15 protein-coding genes are annotated in these 21,472 nt (G+C 44.2%); 13 read left to right on the forward strand and 2 right to left on the reverse strand.

The window, feature by feature from the left end:
* Window positions 1-189: 189 nt before the first annotated feature.
* The 4 genes from QUB51_RS08720 (at window position 190) to QUB51_RS08735 (ending at window position 6,890) form a co-directional block, all read left to right on the forward strand.
* Window positions 190-1,962: a hypothetical protein gene (locus tag QUB51_RS08720; RefSeq protein WP_333053515.1), complete on the forward strand. Its 1,773-nt coding sequence runs from the start codon at window positions 190-192 to the stop codon at window positions 1,960-1,962.
* A 298-nt stretch (window positions 1,963-2,260) separates the two neighbouring features.
* Entirely contained in the window at window positions 2,261-3,466 is a 1,206-nt protein-coding gene (locus QUB51_RS08725; RefSeq protein WP_333053513.1) for a hypothetical protein, read from the forward strand.
* 234 nt (window positions 3,467-3,700) lie between these two features.
* Window positions 3,701-4,201 carry an aspartate 1-decarboxylase gene (panD, locus tag QUB51_RS08730; protein ID WP_333053512.1) on the forward strand — a complete coding sequence of 167 codons (501 nt, stop codon included), beginning with the start codon at window positions 3,701-3,703 and terminating at the stop codon, window positions 4,199-4,201.
* Window positions 4,202-4,316: 115 nt separating this feature from the next.
* Complete coding sequence (locus QUB51_RS08735) at window positions 4,317-6,890, forward strand: ATP-grasp domain-containing protein (RefSeq protein WP_333260552.1); 2,574 nt, start codon at window positions 4,317-4,319, stop codon at window positions 6,888-6,890.
* Window positions 6,891-7,617: 727 nt separating this feature from the next.
* On the opposite strand, the gene QUB51_RS08740 is transcribed toward QUB51_RS08735, so the two are convergent.
* Window positions 7,618-8,157 carry a hypothetical protein gene (locus tag QUB51_RS08740; protein ID WP_333053509.1) on the reverse strand — a complete coding sequence of 180 codons (540 nt, stop codon included), beginning with the start codon at window positions 8,155-8,157 and terminating at the stop codon, window positions 7,618-7,620.
* 71 nt (window positions 8,158-8,228) lie between these two features.
* Here QUB51_RS08740 and ruvB point away from each other — a divergent pair, with 71 nt between their 5' ends.
* From ruvB to recN, 3 genes are all read left to right on the forward strand, one after another.
* On the forward strand, window positions 8,229-9,317 hold the full coding sequence (gene ruvB / locus QUB51_RS08745) for a Holliday junction branch migration DNA helicase RuvB (RefSeq protein WP_333154818.1): 1,089 nt from the start codon (window positions 8,229-8,231) through the stop codon (window positions 9,315-9,317).
* A 12-nt stretch (window positions 9,318-9,329) separates the two neighbouring features.
* A complete protein-coding gene (locus QUB51_RS08750) occupies window positions 9,330-9,893 on the forward strand; it encodes a Uma2 family endonuclease (protein ID WP_333053507.1) in 564 nt (187 codons plus the stop codon).
* A 306-nt stretch (window positions 9,894-10,199) separates the two neighbouring features.
* Entirely contained in the window at window positions 10,200-11,954 is a 1,755-nt protein-coding gene (gene recN / locus QUB51_RS08755; RefSeq protein ID WP_333053506.1) for a DNA repair protein RecN, read from the forward strand.
* A 382-nt stretch (window positions 11,955-12,336) separates the two neighbouring features.
* Here the strand turns inward: recN and QUB51_RS08760 are convergent, their stop codons facing one another.
* Window positions 12,337-12,528 (reverse strand): hypothetical protein, encoded by a 192-nt coding sequence (locus QUB51_RS08760; RefSeq protein WP_333053505.1) that lies wholly within the window; start codon window positions 12,526-12,528, stop codon window positions 12,337-12,339.
* A gap of 176 nt (window positions 12,529-12,704) precedes the next feature.
* Between QUB51_RS08760 and QUB51_RS08765 the strand changes: the two genes are divergently transcribed.
* The 6 genes from QUB51_RS08765 (at window position 12,705) to QUB51_RS08790 (ending at window position 21,471) form a co-directional block, all read left to right on the forward strand.
* A complete protein-coding gene (locus QUB51_RS08765) occupies window positions 12,705-13,955 on the forward strand; it encodes a transposase (RefSeq protein ID WP_333053503.1) in 1,251 nt (416 codons plus the stop codon).
* 135 nt (window positions 13,956-14,090) lie between these two features.
* Window positions 14,091-17,273 (forward strand): GAF domain-containing protein, encoded by a 3,183-nt coding sequence (locus QUB51_RS08770; RefSeq protein WP_333053501.1) that lies wholly within the window; start codon window positions 14,091-14,093, stop codon window positions 17,271-17,273.
* 453 nt (window positions 17,274-17,726) lie between these two features.
* On the forward strand, window positions 17,727-18,275 hold the full coding sequence (locus tag QUB51_RS08775) for an inorganic pyrophosphatase (RefSeq protein ID WP_333053499.1): 549 nt from the start codon (window positions 17,727-17,729) through the stop codon (window positions 18,273-18,275).
* A gap of 160 nt (window positions 18,276-18,435) precedes the next feature.
* Entirely contained in the window at window positions 18,436-19,755 is a 1,320-nt protein-coding gene (locus QUB51_RS08780; RefSeq protein ID WP_333208974.1) for a serine/threonine-protein kinase, read from the forward strand.
* A 103-nt stretch (window positions 19,756-19,858) separates the two neighbouring features.
* Entirely contained in the window at window positions 19,859-21,256 is a 1,398-nt protein-coding gene (locus QUB51_RS08785) for a serine/threonine-protein kinase (protein ID WP_333260549.1), read from the forward strand.
* Window positions 21,247-21,471, forward strand: coding sequence for a hypothetical protein (locus QUB51_RS08790; RefSeq protein WP_333260547.1), 225 nt, complete (start codon window positions 21,247-21,249; stop codon window positions 21,469-21,471). The genes QUB51_RS08785 and QUB51_RS08790 overlap by 10 nt, the downstream gene beginning before the upstream one ends.
* The last annotated feature ends 1 nt before the right edge of the window (window position 21,472 follow it).

Below are 21,472 nucleotides of genomic sequence, written 5' to 3' on the forward strand. Positions count from 1 at the left end.
GTTTCTAAGTTGAATGCTAGAAAATTCAGGCTTTAGACCCTTGATGACATTAATTTGGCACAGCGACAAATAAAAAGTCACTGTACATCTGGATTTCCTCATTGAGTGGATTCCAAATTCCTACAGGAAGCCTTAGCTATCGTTCATCGCTTACATTCAATTAACAGTCAAACAAAGGAGAACACAAAAATGCCTGGAGATAGTCAGCAGACTGCTTTGACAGTATATAAAGAAGAAGTCGTAATGAAGATATCTTCTGACCCATCAGGTAACAGCCTCATTAAGGCAATTGATACTGATGGTGAACTGAAGATAATGTTGCAGAAGCAGGAAATGGGATTTGTTTCCGTCAACGTCAATGAAACCATGACAAGTTTAATCCAGGTTAGCGACTTGTTGCGGCTCGCATTCGCAGGCTCAAAAGGACTGCCCTGCTCAACCCCTATATTGGGGATGCAATCTGATTACCAAGATCTGGTCAAGATGAGTATGGTCACAACAGGAGCATTCCTCAGATCTGCCTTGGGTGCTGTTGAATTTCATGCTAATGCTGTCATGATGTTTGAAGAGGCAATGAAGCCCGAAAATGAAGCTAGTCAAGAGAATTTGATTGACAGTGCTATGGAAATGCTAAAGCAGTGTAGCACCGTGGCTAAGGATATGGCAGCTCAATGCGATCGTTTGATCAAGAAATGTGATAGCTTGATCGACCAAGCAAAGAAATCTTTATTAGCAGCGAATGAGGACTCAAGCGCTACTGCTGCTGAAAAAAAAGAAATCGAGAAAAAAATTGCCGAGATGGAGGCATTACAGGCTGAACTCAAAGCAAAGAAAGACGAGTACGTTTCGGCGATAGAGAAGTACGATGAGGATCAGAAGAGACTCGATGACAAAGCTGAGACAGCGATGTGGGTAGATATGGGAGCAACGGTGATGTCGGGTCTTATTCAGGCAAGTGGTTCTGTTGCCTCTGCTGCTGTCGCAGTTTATGGTGGTCCACAGGCTCAAATAGCAAAAGCTGCGAGTACACTTGCGAAGTCATCCGCAGGTAATTCATCCGAGGAAGCGGCTCCGGTTTCTGAAGCATCAGCTTCCTCTGATGAGCAAGCCCAGAGTATTCTTGTGCAGTCAGAAGACAAAGCTAAAAATGCAGCAGCTATTAAAGAGAACGAAAAACAACTAGAGGAAGCTGAAAAGAAATTAGCAGAAGAAAAAGCAAAAGTAAATGCTCTAGAGAGTTCAAGAGACAATACTGAGAAAGACAGTGCTGAGAAACTCGATATTGCGAAAAAAAAGGCAGCGCTTCTCGAAGAACAAATCAAGGAGTTGAAGGAAGAATCAAATAATCTTGCAGACGCTCGGAAAAAGATCGAAGAAGCTGGTAAAGCATTGTCAAAGTCTCTTGAGAAGGTGAGTGAAAAGGCTGCAAAACAGGCAGATAGTTTTTCAGCGCGTGCAGAGGCAGCAGGTGAAAAGGCTTACGAGTTTAGAAAGCTTAAAGCTCAGGTAGCTGGAGAATTAGAAAAAACAGTTATCACGTTGGCAGCAACACAGGTTAGCAAGAATACAGTCGAAAAAACTCTTGCTTCTCTCGAAGTTGTTCTAGCAGTGCTTGGTAGGATTAAGACGGCATTCTCAAATACAAAAGTGTTTTGGGAAGGTGTTCAGGCTCATTGTGAGTCTCTTTCTGGTGGTGCATCTGCGGCTGAGAAGTTTAAGAAAACCATTAAAGTGCCGGCTATGCGCGAAAGATTAATGCTGACGGTGAAAGGCACTGCTCTCAGTTGGATGGCTCTTTCCTATATCAATTACCGCGCCCACGATGCTATGAAGTTAGCAGGTGCTAAGGTTGATGAAGCGATGAATAATATCCCTGGAGCGGATGAGTGCAACGCAATAGTCAGTAAGCTCGGCCCCGAAATATTAAGCCAGATTAAAGCCGAGAGGACAGCTTCGGAATGAGGATTAAATAAAATAATGTACTAACTTGTTTAGGCATTAAAGTTTTGTGACTTAATTTAGTGGCGTTGCTCAATCTGGGGATGATTGCATTTCCGCCATTTTTGAAAGCCTTGTCGATCGGTGGAGTTCATAACTTGATGATTTTAAATTCATCCCATCACCGAGCAACGCCTATTTAGTTTCCCTTACTGACTATGCAAATGCATAAGGTCAATTACTGTTTTCCTAGACAAAGTGGGTTAGGGGTTTAGCTCCTCGCTTCATTTTTGTTGAACTTTATTGAGCATAGGAGTATTTTATGTTGAGTGGAGCGAGTGAACCAATTTCTTCAGATATTGTGCAATATAGTGAGTTGACTGATACGGTACTTGCCAATATCGGAAAGGACAAGACAGGATCTACCTTGGAGAAGACTTTGGATGAAAATCCGTTATTAAAAGAGCGGGTAGTCCAGGTAGCAGATACGATGTTCACTATCGATTTTACTAAATACATCTCGTCGCTTAAGGTTTCAATCAGCCTGTTTGACCTAATAAGCGCCATTCGCGAAGAGAGTGTGACAATGAACTCGACCATTGAGGATGTTAGTACAAAGCTTGTCAGGTTGGCGGAGGTAATTGTGAGTGATCTTCCCTATTTTGCTACAGCTTCTCTTGATTGTGTTTCCTACCATTCAAATGCTTTGACGTTGTTTCAAGAGGCCCTAAAGAAGAGCACATTTGAAGAACAAAAGAGACAAATTCAGGTTACTCTTGACGAGATTGCAAAATGCGAAGAGGTTGCAAAGCAATTTTCGGTAAAGTCCAGTAATTGTTTGTCACAAATAGAGACCGTAATAAATGCAATTAGAGGAGCTTTGCTCACAACTTCTAGTGAACTCACAAAAACATCGTCGGAGAAAGAGAAACTTGACAAACAGATTGCTGCTCAGATAGCAAAGATTCAGGGTATGCAAGAACGTTTTGATGAACTCAGGAAGGCGGAAAAGGAAGAAGAAGCAAAGCAGCCTGCTGATCATAGAAATTTTTTCACTTCTATGATTCCGTGGGAAGTTGAAGCAGATAAGGATTACAAAAAGGCAGTGGAAGCTCGTGAAAGACATCTTAGGGAAATCAGAGAAAACCAAAATAAACTAAACCAGGAAATGGAGAGCTTTCAAAGAGAAAAAAGCGTTGCTAGTTCTGAACTAAGCATAGCTGAAAGTGTAGTGAGAGTGCTTACTGACATTCTTAAGGTAACGGGAGTGTTAAAAACATTTTCATCTGATGCAAATTTGTTCTGGAGTAATTTAGCGATTCGTTGTAATGGATTACAAAAGATGAACTTGGAGAGAATCGCCATCAATGCAAGGTTTGAGACAGGTGTAAACAATAGCCTTCGCAAGGGTGCCCTTTACTGGATGGCTGTTGGACATATCTACTATGCTCCTTATAACTCTGTTTCTCGAAGTCTTACAATCGAACATGCGGTCGAACAATTGACAGATTGGCTATCCCGGATTTGAGGGAAGAAGTAGCGGGTGATACATTCTATCTGGGCAATGAAGGCTAAAAACCTTGATGCAGCTAGATTATAAGCTTGCGTTATCACCACAAGTACGGGAGAGCCTAAAGCAAGTCTACTGTGAGTCTTGCTTCTCTCCAATTTTCGCATTTGATAGCAACCCAGTATCCACCCAAACGTTCAATCAGTGCGATCACATTTCAGATAAGAGAAGATAACCACTAAAAGGATTAATATGGCTACAATCAGACTGATGCACGCTAAACTTCATCGGGTACGTGTGACCGATGCCAAGCGCGATTATGTGGGCAGTATCACCATTGACCAAGAATTATTGGAAAAAGTCGGAATACTGCCCCTCGAAGAAGTGGAGATAGTCAACATCAGCAACGGCAACCGTTGGTCAACTTATGCTCTGCCAGGAGAGGCAGGAACAGGCTGCGTCTGTCCCAATGGTGGGGGAGCGCTTTTGTGCCAGCCTGGAGACATCCTAATTATATTCTCCTATGAGTGGTGCGATCGCACTGATGTTTTACGCACAGGGCATACAGCGCGAGTTATTGTTGCAGATGAGCAAAATAGCTGTAAAGAATTTTTCCACCAAACCTTAACCCCTAGCGATAACAAACTCCTATTCGACCCTTCGCAAGCCCTTACAGTTAAGAGTGATAGTGAAAGCGCCAGCTTTGATTTGAAGAACTGCTTTGAGAATAGCATCGGCAGTCCGAAACAATAGAATTAGCAACTCTGGAATCTGGAATAATCTAGGGAGTTTTAACAAGCTTTTTAAAATTCCCAATAATTCCTCGGTTTGATTAGCTAACAGCCACTTCATAAAAGTATAGTTAAATATGTTTGAGACACTCAACTCAGTTCTCCAAGCTTATAAGCTTAAGCCAATTAAGGAAGCTCTGGCAGAACTAGAATCAGACGAAAGCAAACCCTGTATTGTTTTCTTTACTTTAGCGGACGAAAGACTTACATTACTGCTGGCTGCAAGTAGAATTTTACCTGAAAGTGCTTTTATCGTAACTGAACCGACTTGGGTAAAAGTTGTTCAAGAAGGTGATAAATCTGTATTGTACCTCTTTGAAGGGATTACAATGAACGAATTTGGTCAATGTTTTCACACCAAATTCAAAAGTCCTCAGAGGATAACTTTTTTATGTAACTTTTGTACCGAAGCAGCTTTCAGTTTTTATGAACCAGTTCACCAAGAGAAGGCTAATAAATTTCAGTTCTATGAAGGACTGACGGACTGCCCGATGTCAAGTGGTATAGAACTGGAACAATATACCAATGACAAACTGCATACCCGCTTACTTGCTGCTGCAAGAAATGTAAATGTACCCCAAACGATGGTTTTTGGCTTTTCTTTAGAAAAATATAGCCATCATCCCGTCACTCCAAAAGTTCAATTGATTTCCCTATCTAGAAATCTTTCTAATGATGAAATCCAAGAATATCTGACGGTATTTCCGGCGTCTCAATTTGTGATTAAGCCTTCTGGAGTAAGGTGGATGGGAAGCAGACTCTGCACTATTGAGTCAAAAGATAATCTGGATAGGGCTGTTGAAAACTTTAAGAAATGTTTGGATTCACTTCAGGACAATGATTGTCTGCTTGTGGAGAAATTTATCGATTCAAGCATTACTGATAATTGTAAGCTGGGTGCGAGGCTGAGGGTGTTTGTAACTCGCCGCCCCAATAATGTTGTTGAAACATCTGGAATTATCTGTAATCTAGGTTATATTGACCAACCCATTAATGGAGATACTTCCGAGAGTTTTTCAATCGACTATGTGTGTAACTTGCTCCAGTTGACTAACGAGGAAAAGAATCAGCTTGTTGATAAAATTAACCGATTAGGTGAAGCGGTACTAGAGTCTATTATTGTTTACGAAACGCAATATTTAACCCATGTACCCCAAAACAAACAAACAGATTTTATTGGTTTAGATGTTGTTTTGAAAAATCACAAAGGTCAATTAGAACCGTTTCTAATTGAAGTCAACGATCACGATTGTATTAGCACCTTGCAGCAATACGAAGTGCAACATTTTCCCAACAGGACTGACATCCTTGATAAATGGGTGGAAACGATGTTGTACCGCTCCTATCAATATCTGCTGAAAGGCAAAAATATATTAATGATTGGAGGTGGAGGCTACTCAAAGCTGAATATTTTTGAATTTGCCAATCAAGTAGGTATCAATATTATTTTAATTGATAGCGATTCTCAACATTTCGCTGCCAGTTACAGCAGCCAGTTTTTCAATATTGACATTGACGACCATACCAAAGATATTGAAAATGCCCTAGCAATTGTGGAAGTTGTCCGCAATCATTGCATCAGCGTGGACGGCGTAGTTACGTTTTGGGAAGATAATGTACCTTTGTCCTCTTTAGTCGCTAGCTTTTTAGGTAAACCAACCAACGATTATCAAAGTGCAAGCATTGCTAAAAGCAAATTATTGACTCATAAAAAAATCCTAGCTGATGAGTCCAATAAATTATTTTTTGAATGCAGGGGATTTTCCAATGGCGTAGATTTTTGGGTCTTAAATAATGTAGCCGATGTCCAGAATATTCCGCCACATTACTATCCTTTAGTAATTAAGTTAGATACTGGAAGTGCTTCCTTTGGTGTAGAGATAATTCAAACAGAAGAAGAATTATTAGCTAAGTTTGAAAACTATAAAAGCTATATTCAAACCGCCACACAGTATGGTGCTGGGTTAAGTTTTAAGTATCAAATATTTGTCACGCCTTACCTGCAAGGCTCTGAACATGATGTTGACATAATCATGTTTGATGGTGAGTTGATAGCTGGTTATGTAACTGACAATGGCCCTACTTTGCCTACTCTCTGTAAGGAAATGACAGCTATTATGCCTAGTTTACTGGACAAAGAAAAGCAAGAGAATTTGATTCATGCTGCCTGGAAAGCCTGCCACAACGTTGGTTTAAAACAGGGTGTTTTTAACGTAGAGGCAATCTACACACCGCTGGGAGTCAAAATTTTAGAAATCAATGCGAGGATGGCTGGTTTTTATTTTCCTAAATGGGTATTTAATGTATGGGATATTAACCTTATCCTGTATTCCTACCTGATTGCTTGCGGTATCAAACCGTTTGTTAATAAAAACAGCTTACCCCGTATATACCACAATGGCTTTCTCTGTTACGCCTCATTGCATAAGCATACGATAGATGCAGCAAAACTGAAAGAGTTGTCATCCGAGTCAGATTTCTATGTAATTGTTCTAGAGAACGAAATACTCGCTGAAGAAAAATATGAAGTTCCCTATGCTTCTGTAGCGATTTGTTCCCAAAATATTGCAGAGGGAAAGCAGAAAATGAAGAGGTTCTTAGAGGAGCATTCTCTAACAAGGGAAGAATATAGATTCATTTGTGAAAACTAAATTATTGGCTCTACAACTATGAGCTAGGAATCTATTTACTTGCCAGTTTCGAGAAGCAAGGAAATCGGACAAATGAGACAGCCAACGATGATGGCAGGTACATTACACTCTGTCAATGGTGTTTCTGATAAAGACCATAGCTACGCTCGCCAGAGCAAGAGCTACAGGATTTTCGACTGCTTAGCGCTCACATTGAAACCCATTGGTAACAAGTTAACCTAAGAAAGCATTTGTCAATCAGCAATTATGCTCAACATTTACTCGGATTTTGGGCCCAAAACTGAGATTTGGGCGATCGTGCGATCGTGCCGAGGGTAATATTTATACCTACTCCCTCTCAAATCGTAAATTTTCCACTCCTAAAAAAGCAGTTTTTTTGAGTAATATTACTGATTGACAAATGCAATTAAGTCTTAACTTGTCACCAATGTGAAAATAGAGGGACACGGACAAGCCAAAATCCTTACGCAACAGGAAATCGAACTGTTGTTAAATGAAGGTTTGCTCTTCGACCGCGACCGCGTTCTCTTCGGAGTTTGTCTGTACACCGCCTGTCGCATTGCCGAAGCGTGCAGCTTGAAAGTCATCGGGCGTTGCTGATTTACGGTATGATATGAAACGTTAAATATGCCCCTCATAGAAACCAGTATCCACAAAGCTTTTGGATTTTAAAGTGATTTTTTTCATACCCTGATGAAGCAACGCCCGCCTTCCTTTGGATGTTATTTTAGCCGATCGCACCCCGCACTGCCGAACCGATCGCCCGTTTTTGCTCGTCGTCGTAGCCCCACCGCTGGAAAAATTTTTCATACTCGCCGTTGGCACTGTGCAAACTTTCTAGCATTTGCGACGCTATAGTTTGACAGGCGGGCATTTGCAGGATTTGAATTAAATTGCGCGATCGCTCCTGCACTCTAGCAGAATCGGCCGCCATTTCCTCCTTTTGCTGGCGCGAATGATGTACAACCATTGCCGCCGACATCGCCAAATTTTTCACCAGCAGTTCTGCTACGATCTCAGGAGCCGATCGCAGCGCCTCGACTACTCCGGGTGACGGGTGATCTGCCTCCTGTCCATCATCCGTTAGATAGGTGACAAAAAACCCCCTAGCACCGTTCTGTGTTTTCACCAGAGATGTAACAGCTTGCTGGATGTCGGCTTGTAAAAGTCGATCGGCCTCCATGAACGACAGTAAAGATTGAGTCAGCTCGATCGCCCCCTCAAAAGTTATGCTTTCCGATGCTAATAAAGAAGATGGAATACTCATAACGAACTCAATAATTTTAAAGATTCTGCTAACAATTGTAAACACTTCCCGCTGCTCGATCGCAAATAAATATGGCTATTATCTCCTCCAAACAACAGCCCCCCGACCCAAATCTACCCGAAGACATAGCCCCAGCCCGTCGCAAAAAAGCCGCCAAACCCCAGGCGGAATCATTGCTAGAATCGCAAGAACTACCAGACGAAATTAACAGCAAACAAGACGACAAAATCCGACCCCAACGGCTAGCTGAATACATCGGGCAAAAAGACTTAAGAGAAGTTTTGGCGATCGCAATTGCAGCAGCCAAATCTCGCGGCGAACCTATGGATCACCTGTTACTCTACGGGCCTCCAGGGTTGGGAAAAACCACAATGTCGCTAATTTTAGCAGCAGAAATGGAAGTGGAATGCAAAATCACCACCGCCCCAGCGCTAGAAAAACCGCGAGATATTGTCGGATTGCTGATCAACCTCAAAGCAGGCGACGTGCTGTTTATCGACGAAATTCACCGCTTATCTAAAGTTACAGAAGAAATCCTCTATCCGGCGATGGAAGACTGTCGGTTAGATATTACGATCGGGCAAGGAAAAACCGCAAAAATCCGCAGCATTCCCCTCAAACCATTTACCTTAGTAGGAGCAACCACAAAAGTCGGCTCGCTGACATCTCCATTGCGCGATCGCTTCGGCTTGATCCAAAGATTACGCTACTACGAAATAGACGAACTTAGTCTAATTGTCCAAAGAACCGCCCAAGTTCTCGACACTCAAATCACCCCAGAAGGAGCCACAGAAATTGCCCGCCGAGCGCGCGGAACCCCCCGGATCGCTAACCGCTTGCTGCGGCGAGTTAGAGACTACAGCGAAGTCAAAAATTTAAAGCCAATTGATGCCGAAGTTGCCTCACTCGCCCTCGAATTATTCAACGTCGATCCGCTAGGTTTGGATTGGACAGATCGGCGCATTTTGACAGCAATGATTGAGAACTTTAACGGCGGCCCAGTGGGCTTAGAAACCCTCGCAGCTTCTACAGGAGAAGATACTCAAACCATTGAGGATGTATACGAACCGTACTTAATGCAAATCGGATTTTTGCAGCGGACAAATCGGGGCAGAATGGTAACGGTTGCTGCTAGAAAACACTTGGGTTTTATCGAATAGAAGGAGTAGAAAATGGTACAAACACAAACAAAAAAACTAACTTTGTCCGAGTTTCTAAAACTGCCAGAAACCGAACCAGCTAGCGAATATATCAACGGTCAAATCATCCAAAAACCTATGCCACAAGGAAAACACAGCCGGCTTCAAGGTGAATTAGTCGCAGCCATTAATGTCGCCGTTAAAAATCAGAAAATTGCCTTAGCTTTTCCTGAATTGCGGTGTACTTTTGGCGGCAGATCAATTGTGCCAGATGTCACAGTATTTACTTGGAACAGAATACCAGTTGATGAAAATGGGGATGTTGCTAATGTATTTGAAACTTACCCAGATTGGACAATTGAAATTCTGTCTCCCGGCCAGAGTCAAACTAAAGTAACTGGGAATATTTTACACTGTTTGAAAAACGGCACTAAAATGGGTTGGTTGATCGATCCGATGGTGCGCTCGATCTTAATTTATCCCCCTGGAAAGCAACCGGAACTTTTAGCAAAACCAGAAGAATTGTTGCCGGTTCCAGATTGGGCAGCAGAATTGCGGCTGACGGTAGGAGATTTGTTTGGGTGGTTGAAACTATAGAAGTCAGTTGTTATTTGTTATTTGTTATTTGTTATTTGTTATTTGTTATTTGTTATTTGTTATTTGTTATTGGGCACCAATAATTTTCCAGGCTCTGCCTCCAATTACCAATTACCAATTACCAATTACCAATTACCAATTACGCATTCCCACTTACCAATTACCAATTACCAATTACCAATTACGCATTCCCACTTACCAATTACCAATTACGCATTCCCACTTACCAATTCCCACTTACCAATTCCCAATTACAAATTCCCAATTAACAATTCCCCATTCCCCATTCCCCATTCCCCATTCCTCATGTTGCTATACCTCAGAATAGAAAACTTTGCCTTAATTGACTGCCTGGATCTAGAATTTGGCCCGAGTTTGAACGTATTTACAGGGGAAACCGGCGCTGGTAAATCGATTATCTTAGATGCGATCGATGCAGTGTTGGGCGGGAAAGTCGATCGCCGATCGATTCGTACCGGAGCAACGCGGGCAATATTGGAAGCTACCTTTGAATTGGACAAAGCTTCCGCAATGTGGCTGGGCGAGCAAGAAATCGAACCCATAGACGGAAATTTAGCCGTTTGCAGCCGGGAAATTAACGCCTCTAGCGGTGCTCTACGCACGAGATCGCGCTTGAACGGAATTCTCGTCAACCGCCAGTTAATGGATCAACTGCGCGATCGGCTGGTCGAAATTACCGCCCAAGGCCAAACCGTCCACCTCGGACAAGAAACCCTCCAGCGAGAATGGCTCGATTTATACGGCGGCAAAAAGCTTACGGAAGCTCGATCGAGCATCACCTCCGCGTGGCTGGCAGCCAACAGCGCCAAAACCGCCCTCAAACGCAGGCGTCAGTCGGAACAGCAGCGACTGCAAAGACTTGATTTGTTAGAATACCAAGTCCGAGAACTCGGCGAAGCCCACATCGAAGACGCCGACGAACTCGAACAGCTAGAACACGAATCAATCCGGCTGAGCCACGTCGTAGAATTGCAGCAGCAGAGTTACCAAGTCCACCAAGCCCTGTACCAAAACGAGGGCGACAGCGCATCCGCCGCCGACTTGTTGAGCAAAGCCGAAGGAATTTTAAGCGACATGGCGGTTTACGATGTGCAGTTGCAACCAATCCTCGAAATGGTCAGCGATGCTTTAGCTCAAGCCACAGAAGCCAGCCGGCAAATTAGCAGCTACGGCGAACAATTAGAAGCAGATCCCGAAAGACTCGAAGAAGTAGAAGATCGGATTCGCGAACTCAAACAAATTTGTCGCAAATACGGGCCGCTCAAAGAAGCGATCGCCTACTATCAAAGCATCCAAAACGAACTAAATGAACTTTTAGAAGGAGGCGAGTCAATGGAAGCCTTAGAACTCGCATATGAGGCCGCTTTAGAGCAATTAAAAGACGCTTGCAGCCACCTCACCACCCTGCGGCGCGAAGCAGCCCTCAAACTAGAAACGCACCTCGTAGGAGAACTTAAGCCCTTAGCAATGGAAAAAGTGCAGTTTCAAGTCGAAATCTCGCCTTGTACCCCAACCGCTACCGGTGCCGACCAAATCGCCTTTTGTTTCAGCCCGAATCCGGGCGAACCATTGCAACCTCTGGGCGCGATCGCCTCCGGGGGAGAAATGAGCCGCTTTCTGCTGGCCATCAAAGCCTGTTTTTCCCAAATTGAAAGCGCCGGTACGCTGATTTTTGACGAAATCGACGCTGGAGTCTCCGGGAGAGTCGCTGGGGCGATCGCCAAAAAACTCTACCAACTCTCCGACAAACACCAAGTTCTCTGCGTCACCCACCAGCCGCTGATCGCCGCCATGGCTGATTGTCATTTTCGCGTCAACAAACAGACGATCGAAGCAGAACCAAGTATCGAGGAACCCGCAGCCAACTCCGAACCAGTCGAACGTACAGTAGTCAGAGTTGCCGCCCTCAACAGTGAGCAGCGGCGGGAAGAACTCGCCCAACTCGCCAGTGGCCGGTCAGCAACAGAAGCTATCGCCTTCGCTGAATCCCTGCTTGTCGAAGCCGCCGGATTGCGCCAAACTCAGTCCGCCAAACCCTGATGACACACTTGAGCCGATCGGGGGGTTAAAAGGCGGAGTTTTTTCCGAGTCGGAGGTTACACTAAAAATGTCAACCGCAAATTTTACAAAAAAAAGCTGAAAACCCCGTGAATTTAGTGGGATGAAAGCTAAGAGCAGCAAAATAGAGAGAAATTCTAGTTAAAAACCACAATTGTGTAGAGAAGGGCACACATCACTAGCAACTGGTAGTGTCACAATTGCGGCTAGTCCCACAAGGCCACCCCTCTTTCAGCAGTCCTCCCGCCAGTACGCATTCATGTTACTGGGGGCGATCGGCTCAAAGCTCGGCAGAACATAGTTAAACCAGGTACGCACAATGTCAAAATCAGTTAATAAACCCTTTAAACAAGATTCGCGATCTCTAAAAAGATTGCAGCACTCCCACCGCCTCGTTACTCTCCCACCCTCCCTTGGGCAGCAAGGCCAACTGAATTGCCATTGCCTTGTGGCCGGAGTTCTGTAAACTGGGAAATACTTTCACCAAAAAACGAGCGAGAAGCCCCGGGCTACCGACATGGGGAGGAAAGCGGCAGCGACGACCGTCGCCTAACATCTTTATCCTCAATTAATTCCTTCATAGCAGAAGATAGGCTACGACAGATTTGACCCCTGCTGTAGATCGATCTACAGCAGGGGTCAAATCATGAACATAAACAGAATTATAGTGTTTATTTTTGACAGGATGAAATCCTACTATGATAGTATAATTTAACAAGGAGGAAAGAGAATATGTTTGGATGCCAACAAAATCTAATAAGTCCCAATACAGACTTAAAAGCAATTCTAGAATTCCTTTGTAGCGAGTCGTCAAAGTTGACGAACTGCGGAATATATTATGCTCGCCAAATGTACTTCAAGACAGGCAAGATACCGAGTAGGGCCCAGTTGCACAAAGTGCTTGGTACAGAAAACCAGAACTTGCATTACAAAGCATTTTATTCGGATACCGCGCAACAGATTTTAACTACCGTCGCTGAGTCTTTTAAATCCTACATTGGACTACTGAGAGGAATTGGCAAAGGCACTGTAACCCAAAGACCTAGATTACCGAATTATCGACAAGGCGGTCTAGCTTTAGTGACTTATACAGGTCGCTCTGTCCGGCTTAAGGATGGACTACTGAGATTCCCATTGGGCAGCAAGGTTAAAACTTGGTTCGGCTTGGATGCTTTCTATCTTCCTCGGCCTACCAATCTCGACTACAAAGCAATCAGAGAATATAGGATTCTACCTCGAAACGGTGCCTTCTATTTAGAGTTGATTTACAAACTGAAAGATGTCCAAGTAGAGGTAGACCAATCCAAGGTCTTGATGATCGACCACGGGATGAACAATTGGTTGACTTGTATCAGCAATGTGGGGACTAGCTTAATAATTGACGGACGACATCTGAAGTCCATCAATCAAGGATATAACAAGCGTGTTGCGTTTTTGATGTCAGGGAAAGCGAATGGTTACTGGTCAAAACGATTGGAGGGTTTAACTGAGAATCGCAATCGCACCATGCGGGATGCTGTCAACAAAGCAGCTCGAAAAGTAATAAATCATTGCTTGCTCAATAAAATTGGTACTGTAGTATTCGGCTGGAATGCTGTCATGAAAAATGGTATTAGTTTAGGAAATAAAACTAATCAAAATTTTGTTCAGATTCCAACGGGCAGGCTAAAATCCCGTATTGCTCAGTTATGCGAGCAGTACGGGATTCGGTTTGTGGAAACCGAAGAGTCGTATACGTCGAAGGCTTCCTTTATCGATCTTGATTTGCTACCTAAATTCTGCGAAAAACCAGAAGGGTGGCAACCTTGCGGTCAAAGAATTAAGCGCGGATTGTACCGTACTCTTGAAGGTTTGTTGATTAATGCTGATTGCAATGGGGCAGGCAATATCGGTAGAAAAGTAGCGGCAACTTTGGGGCTTTGTCTCAAAGAAGTCAGTAGAGGCGCATTGATAACGCCTTTGAAAGTCCCTTTATGGTCTTAGTCAAGAATCCCCCTGATTCATCAGTGGGGAGTATCAAACATACTTGAGTCTTGTGCGACAGGTGACTCACTAATCAACTTCCCGGCTCTCTTCGCTTAGAGACTAACCCTTACACTTAAGCTTCTGTAAAGGTCTATGAAATCTGCATCTTCCACCAATTACTCTTCTCTGGACAACGTGATTGATGTCGCTGTTGTCGGCGGTGAAAATCATCATCAGGAACATTATTCTCCCCCGGAAATTAGGAGCAGTGCAATTATCCCGCGCCAAGGAAACCTCTCTGGCATTCTTGACCTTCTAAATAAGCAAAGTTTCACAGTAGTAGTTAAGGAAGTAGAAGACAAACTTAAGGTTGTCAATCAAACCCTGGGAATGCTCGACAATATCCTGGAGAGCGAGGGATTTGATGCCATCCTCAACGAGATGTTGCAGTCGATTACCCTCAAAACAGGGGAATTGCTGAATGCCGATCGCAGCACGATATTTTTATTAGACGACGAAAAAAATGAACTCTGGGCGATCGTCGCTAAAGACGAAAATGGCAAAAACCTAGAAATCCGAGTTCCGGCCCACGTGGGCATTGCAGGAGAAGTAGCCACGTTCCAAAAAGTGGTTAATATCCCTTACGATTTTTACAACGACGAACGATCGGCTAACGCCAAAAAAACTGATGAAAAAACGGGCTACCGCACTTATACAATGCTGGCAATGCCCCTGATTAATGAAGATACAAAAGAGTTAGTAGCAGTTGTTCAACTGATTAATAAACTAAGACCAAATCACGAAAAATACCCGACTTTAGACGAACAAATCGATAGGCACGGATTTACTAAAGAAGACGAACAAGTTTTTAAAGAATTTGCTCCCTCGATTCGCCTAATTCTAGAATCTTCCAAATCTTTCTACGCAGCAACTCAGAGACAACGAGCAGCAACGGCGCTGATGAATGCCGTCAACGCTCTTTCTCAGAGCAGTTTAGACTTAGAAGATACCCTAAAAAGGGTGATGGATCAAGCCCAAGAACTCATGAACGCCGATCGCAGCACCCTGTGGCTGATCGACGAAGAGAAAGACGAACTGTGGACTAAAATCCCGATGGGGGGCAACCTTAAAGAAATTCGCATACCCAGAACCGCTGGTTTTGCAGGCATCGTCGCCCAATCTAGCGAACCGCTGCTGATTCCCTTTGACGTGTACGACGACCCCCGCGCCGCCACTTCCAAAGAAGTAGATCAAAAGTCGGGCTACCGCACTTGCAGTATGCTTTGTATGCCAGTCTTTAACTCGGACAAAAAATTGATTGGCGTCACCCAATTAGTTAATAAAAAACGACAAGGAGAATTCCCCCCCTACAACCCGGAAGATTGGCCTCATGCCCCGGAACAGTGGAAAGCGAGTTTCAATCGCAACGACATGGAATTTATGAAGGCGTTTAACATCCAAGCAGGAGTCGCGCTGCAAAACGCCAAACTGTTTGCCGAAGTCAAACAGCAAGAACAAAGACAAAAAGATATGCTGCACGCCTTGACTAACGGCGTGATTTCTACAGATAAAAAAGGCAATATAGTAGCGACAAATCCCAGTGCCAAAAACTTACTGGGTGTCAGCGATGCAGAATTAGGCGAAGGTCAATCTTTGCGCGAGTTAATTAAGTTAGAAAAAGGCGATTTTGCCAAATGGTTTGATGCGTCTTTGTCTCCCGAAGACGATAAGGATCGCCAGCAGTATTACCCCGATCAAGTTTTGCTTACTTTGGAAGGAGAGGGGCAGAGTATCAATCTCTCGATTAATTCAATGACTGACGCTACCGACCCCAACAAGGTAAACGGCGCGTTAGTCGTCATGGAAGATATTAGCAGCGCCAAGCAAATCAAAAACTTGATGTACCGTTACATGACGCCAGAAGTAGCCGAAGCTTTGTTAGCTTCAGGCGATACAGGATTGGGCGGTAAGCGCAAAAACGTTTCGGTGCTGTTCTCAGATATTCGCAGCTATACCACACTTACGGAAAAATTGCAAGCCGAAGAAGTGGTAGTGATGCTGAATAAATATTTTGAAGTGATGGTAGATGTCGTATTCGAGTACGGTGGGACTCTCGACAAATACATCGGTGACGCTCTGATGGCAGTTTTTGGCTCTCCAGCGCCCCTAGAGGATCATGCTTGGTGCGCGATGCAAACGGCGGTGAAAATGCGGGAAAAATTGGCCCAGTTTAATCAAGATCGTATGGCACATGGCGAATTGCCGATCGGCATTGGTATGGGCGTACATTCCGATGAAGTTGTCAGCGGCAACATCGGTAGTAGCAAACGCATGGAATTGACTTCGATCGGAGACGGCGTTAACCTCGCCTCTCGCTTAGAAGGCGCTAGCAAGCAGTACGGCACCGACTTGATCATCAGCGACAATACTTACAGAGATTATGCCGATCGGCTGTACGTGCGAGAACTCGACTTTATTACTGTCAAAGGCAAAAGCGAACCCGTAATCGTTTACGAACTCGTCGGCATCCGCGAGGGATACTCGCCAGTGGGCAAGTCACTAACCGAAACACAGCAACAAATTATAGAACATTACACGAAGGGGCGCGAACATTACAAATCTCCAGTCAGCCAAAGACTCTCAGAAAGTGAGGTGAAAAACATCTTAAAGGATGTCGCCGAAATGCCGGAGGCAGAGATTAAGAAACTTTCCTACAATTTAGAGCAACAGTTGGAACACGAACTCAAAAACCTGTTATATCAACTGAAAAAGCTGTCAGAGTACGACCCGAAAAACCTGTCCGAAGCAGACAAACTCATCGTACTGTTGCAGCCAGAAATCCAACTGCTGAAATTGGAAGGCATCAAAAACCTCTCGGAAGACGAAGCCAAAATGCTGCTGCAAGCAAAAATCAAGCCCCTATCAGCAGACGATATTAAATACTTGCAAGAAGGCGAAGTCAAAAAGCTGTTGGAAGCAGACATCTTAGAACCATCAAATCCCCAAATCAAGCGGTTGAAACCCGCAGAGATCAGGCAGCTATTGCAGGCGAAAATTAAAAGTCGAGCCTGCGAGACAGTTGCAGAAATGTTAGATGAGGAATTTGAAAACCTGGGACTCGATCGGGTGAAAAAACTGCTGAGCGAGTTTAAGAAAGCCTTAGAACCAAAAGCCAAGCAAGCCTTTAAAGACGCTGAACGCGAATTTAACGCCGTTCTGGAAGTTGACCCGAAAAACAAGGCAGCTAAATTGCACGTCGATCGCTGTATGTTATTTCAACATGGGTTTTCAGACGTACTCAACTGGGATGGTGTGTGGAATCTCACAGAAAAATAGCAGTAGCCCACAGCAAATGCGGGCGGTAGCGTCAAGGTTCGGGGCGGGGGCGATCGCGATCGGGGGTGCGCCTCCCATCCCACCACCAATTAACCTTAATATCCTATTGAGGTAATTGTAAATAAGCTCCAACAGGTATTATGGTTATATAACGGGATTTGAATTTGCAAGCGAGATGCGGGGGTTTCGCCCTACGTGTTTCCTTCGCACTACCTACCGCAACAAACTTAGCACTTCTATTATTTGAAGCGCTTAAAAATAGTTATGACTGGCGGCAGCGTTACCCGGTTTCTGAGAAAAATCTTGGAGAAAGGCGACGAAACATCCGCTCAAAAACCGGGTTTATCACCCCGTCCGCCTAAGTCTTAATAGCGTTAGTGGCTCCTAAAAAGAGCTTCCTTCGCAGATAGTCAATGTTCTAGTCTTAGATATAGAAAACCACTAGCGTCAGTTATGAATAATTGGAATTCGCAATCGGGAGATGTTGAGTGGGTAGATCAGGTTTACCAACTATTGCTGGAGATTGCTCGGAGCTCCCTGTCAGATATCCCCAGAATCCCGGAAAATATCACTGTTAAGGCTATTCCTCTGATCCAGAAGGTACAAACCATTCAACAAAGACCTGACGGGCAAGTGTTCAAATCAGGTTCCTTTTCAGTAAACGATCACGAATGGGTCGATCGAGTCTGTCAACTATTGGTAGAACTAACCAGCGCGTCTTTGTCCGAACAGCCCAAAATGCCGGAAAACCTGGCAGGCCGATCTTTAGCCCTCGCCGATCGAGCACAAAAGATTAAAGAAGACATCGAAGAAAATGCAGCCCAAACCCCAGCAGATGAAGAGGACAATTCCTTACAGTCTCCAGACGCGCTGCTTTCCCTCTTGCACCACAGTTTGAAAACTCAGCGCGCCAAAAGCTACAACCCCGATGCCCCCGAATGGCAGCAAGTCTTGAGCCTGCTCGACGTAGTGCAGTCAATTTATAAGCAAATCCAAAATTAAATTCCAGCTTAACTCAGGCGCTTCTTGATTGTGCGAGAAAGCTGGCTTTTAAAGGCGGTTGCTATTTGACATAAAATTTTTTTTGCCCTAGCCCAAACATTTCCGATTATTGCACTTTTGTCAACTACACTAGGTTTAATCGGTTCTAGGGCAAGAGAAGATGAGCGGAGAAAACATCGGCGATTTGTCAAAAGAAATATTAGCCGATCGCTATCAGTGCGATCGGCGGCTCGGCAAGCAAGCAGGAAGACAAACCTTACTCGCCCGCGACTTAAAAACCCAACAGCAAGTAGTAGTCAAACTCCTGTCATTCAGCAGCGACTTTAACTGGGAAGACTTAAAACTGTTCCAGCGAGAAGTCGAAACCTTAAAATCCCTATCCCATCCCGCAATTCCCCGATATCTCGACTCCTTTGAAATCGACACGCCCAAGCGCAAAGGATTCGCCCTAGTTCAGACTTACATCGCAGCCAAATCCCTACAAGAATATCTCTCAGACGGCCGCACCTTCAGCGAAAGAGAAGTCAAACAATTAGCCACAGCATTATTAGACATCCTCGCCTATCTGCACCAGCGACAGCCCCCCGTCATTCACCGCGACATTAAACCCAGCAATATTTTACTCAAGAATCGATCGGGCAACAGCGTCGGCAAAGTCTACCTAGTCGATTTTGGTGCAGTTCAAACCCTAGCAACCCAACAAGGAAAAACAGTCACCGTTGTCGGAACTTATGGCTATATGCCGCCCGAACAATTTGGCGGGAGAGCAGTTCCAGCTTCCGACTTGTACAGCTTGGGAGCCACCTTAATCGCCTTAATTACCAAGCAGCATCCAGCCGACTTGCCGCAGAAAGATTTGCAGATCGAGTTCGAGCAATTCACCCAACTGAGTTCCGGTTTTACCAATTGGCTGAAGTGGATGACGCATCCGAGTTTAGAATGCCGTCCCGCCTCAGTCCAAATAGCTAAAGAAGTTCTAGAAAAACCACAGGAAATAAATAAATATTCCCAGACATTGAGACTGGGAAAAACGCTAGATACCTCTAGGTTGTTCAAGAATGCGATCGGGCGTAGCACTGCGGCAGGAACTATAGCGGTAGGAATTTGTACAGCAATTTACAAAATCTTTATGTATCCAGATTTGCAGACAATTATCGAAGGATTTTGTCTCGGTTTTAGTCTAGGCTTGGGGAATGGAATAATGATAGGAGTTGTGACGCGCCTGTGGTTTTTCCCGTTAACTAATCCCAAACTTTACCGACAGGTTTTAACTGCAATTAGTATTGTACTATGTACTTCAACAAGCATCTTTTTCTTTTTCTTTAAGATTATAGCGAATATGAGGCTATATGAGGGTAAATATTATTTTTATCCATTAGATATTATATCTGTGCTGGGGCCGTCACTAATTACAGGATTGTCAATGGGGGCAATTACTGATTCTATTACCCGATGGTATCAAAAAGCAAGCAGACAGTAATCTCACATAGGTAATAAGATATCTCTCCCCGATATTCTGCTGCTTGGTAAAGTTAGGAATTAAAAAAAATGTTTAAGGTCACGCTAAAAATAAGGTAAAAAATATGACTGGTCAAATATTAGCAGAACGCTACGAAGTGCAGCGACAACTGGGAAAACAAACAGGTCGCCAAACGCTGCTAGCTCGTGACTTGCAAACTCAAGAATTAGTTGTCATCAAACAGCTATTCCTCGGTGGCGATTTTGAATGGCAAGACCTCAAACTATTTGAACGGGAAGCGGAAACTTTAAAATCACTTTCTTACCCAGCAATTCCGCGCTACCTCGATTACCTGGAAATTGACGAACCAGACAGTAAAAGCTTTGCCCTGGTACAGACTTATGTAAAGGGGAAAACTTTGGAAGAGCATTTGCGATCGGGACGTACTTTTAGCGAGAGTGAGGTTAAAGAATTAGCTAAATCGCTGTTAGAAATTTTGATTTATTTGCACGAGCAAGAGCCACCTGTGATTCACCGGGACATTAAACCCAGCAATATTTTACTGCACGGCAGATCCGCCCACACTGTCGGACAAGTTTATTTAGTTGATTTCGGTTCGGTGCAGAACCAAGCTGCAAAATTTGGCGGTACAATTACAGTAGTAGGAACCTACGGATATATGGCACCGGAACAATTTGGCGGGCGCTCGGTTCCGGCTTCTGACCTCTATGGTTTAGGTGCAACTTTAATTTATTTGGTAACCGGTTTGCATCCTACTGAACTGTCGCATCAGGATTTGAAAATTCAATTTGCCGATCGAGTCGCGCACCTCAATCCTAGTTTAATTGATTGGCTGGAATGGATGACAGAACCGAGTTTGAACAAACGGTTATCTTCGGCTGGGGAAGCATGGCGAGAGCTCAAAAATCCCCGCACAAGCGACAAAATGCCTGTGGCATTGCAGCGGCAAGGCAGCGCTATTAAACTGACAAAAAATTCCGAGTTGGTAGAAATTATAATTCCGCCATCAGGAGTCGGTTTGGGTTTAACTGCTCTGCTTTCGGTTGTGATTGCTCTGAATATTCCATTGTTGGTAAACTTTGTGAGCCAAGAAGAATATTCAGGAATTAGTTTAATAATAGGAATTTTATTGGCGGGTTTAGGAGTAGCAAAGTTTCTCGATATGCTATTTGTGGAAAGGCGTCTCAGAATCGATCGACAGCAAATTTCCTATATCAGCCATCTGCTAGGGTGGGAATGGTATTATTCCCCGCCCGCTCCCAGACAAGATATTGGCCAGTTGGAAATTGAACAAATTGAATATACTAGGCACGGCACAAAACAGAAATTATCTAGAGTTTCTCAGATGATTATTCAAGCCGGCAACCAAAAATATCAACTAGGAGTGAAGCAGAAACTCAGTGAATCAGAAATCGAATGGTTAGCTACAGAACTGAGCCAGTGGTTGGGATTAAAAATTCAAAGAACTTTGACAGACGGTAAAAAGAATAAATGGTTCTGAAAATATCTCCATCGCCCAAACAAAGCATTCCCCTCTCAAACTGTGGGATGGGCGTCCCGCCCGTACCTCTCAAATTGTGGGATGGGCGTCCCGCCCGTCCCCTCTCTCTTGTGTGGGATGGGCGTCCCGCCCGAAAGCGTGTATTCCCCCAGCCGGCGACACACTCGTCCGCTTTCGGTCAATCTCATGCAGCCGAAAGGCCCGATCGCCCGTAAA

This window comes from Microcoleus sp. AT8-A3 (genome assembly GCF_036705675.1).
In the GTDB taxonomy this organism is placed as follows: domain Bacteria; phylum Cyanobacteriota; class Cyanobacteriia; order Cyanobacteriales; family Microcoleaceae; genus Microcoleus.

Bases quoted from the DNA above. Each gene is read 5' to 3' on its own strand.
- recN (WP_333053506.1), top strand. From the start codon at position 10,200: ATGTTGCTATACCTCAGAATAGAAAACTTTGCCTTAATTGACTGCCTG.
- QUB51_RS08785 (WP_333260549.1), top strand. From the start codon at position 19,859: ATGACTGGTCAAATATTAGCAGAACGCTACGAAGTGCAGCGACAACTG.
- QUB51_RS08725 (WP_333053513.1), top strand. From the start codon at position 2,261: ATGTTGAGTGGAGCGAGTGAACCAATTTCTTCAGATATTGTGCAATAT.
- QUB51_RS08720 (WP_333053515.1), top strand. From the start codon at position 190: ATGCCTGGAGATAGTCAGCAGACTGCTTTGACAGTATATAAAGAAGAA.
- QUB51_RS08775 (WP_333053499.1), top strand. From the start codon at position 17,727: ATGAATAATTGGAATTCGCAATCGGGAGATGTTGAGTGGGTAGATCAG.
- QUB51_RS08750 (WP_333053507.1), top strand. From the start codon at position 9,330: ATGGTACAAACACAAACAAAAAAACTAACTTTGTCCGAGTTTCTAAAA.
- ruvB (WP_333154818.1), top strand. From the start codon at position 8,229: ATGGCTATTATCTCCTCCAAACAACAGCCCCCCGACCCAAATCTACCC.
- panD (WP_333053512.1), top strand. From the start codon at position 3,701: ATGGCTACAATCAGACTGATGCACGCTAAACTTCATCGGGTACGTGTG.
- QUB51_RS08770 (WP_333053501.1), top strand. From the start codon at position 14,091: ATGAAATCTGCATCTTCCACCAATTACTCTTCTCTGGACAACGTGATT.
- QUB51_RS08790 (WP_333260547.1), top strand. From the start codon at position 21,247: ATGGTTCTGAAAATATCTCCATCGCCCAAACAAAGCATTCCCCTCTCA.
- QUB51_RS08740 (WP_333053509.1), bottom strand. From the start codon at position 8,157: ATGAGTATTCCATCTTCTTTATTAGCATCGGAAAGCATAACTTTTGAG.
- QUB51_RS08780 (WP_333208974.1), top strand. From the start codon at position 18,436: ATGAGCGGAGAAAACATCGGCGATTTGTCAAAAGAAATATTAGCCGAT.
- QUB51_RS08760 (WP_333053505.1), bottom strand. From the start codon at position 12,528: ATGTTAGGCGACGGTCGTCGCTGCCGCTTTCCTCCCCATGTCGGTAGC.
- QUB51_RS08735 (WP_333260552.1), top strand. From the start codon at position 4,317: ATGTTTGAGACACTCAACTCAGTTCTCCAAGCTTATAAGCTTAAGCCA.
- QUB51_RS08765 (WP_333053503.1), top strand. From the start codon at position 12,705: ATGTTTGGATGCCAACAAAATCTAATAAGTCCCAATACAGACTTAAAA.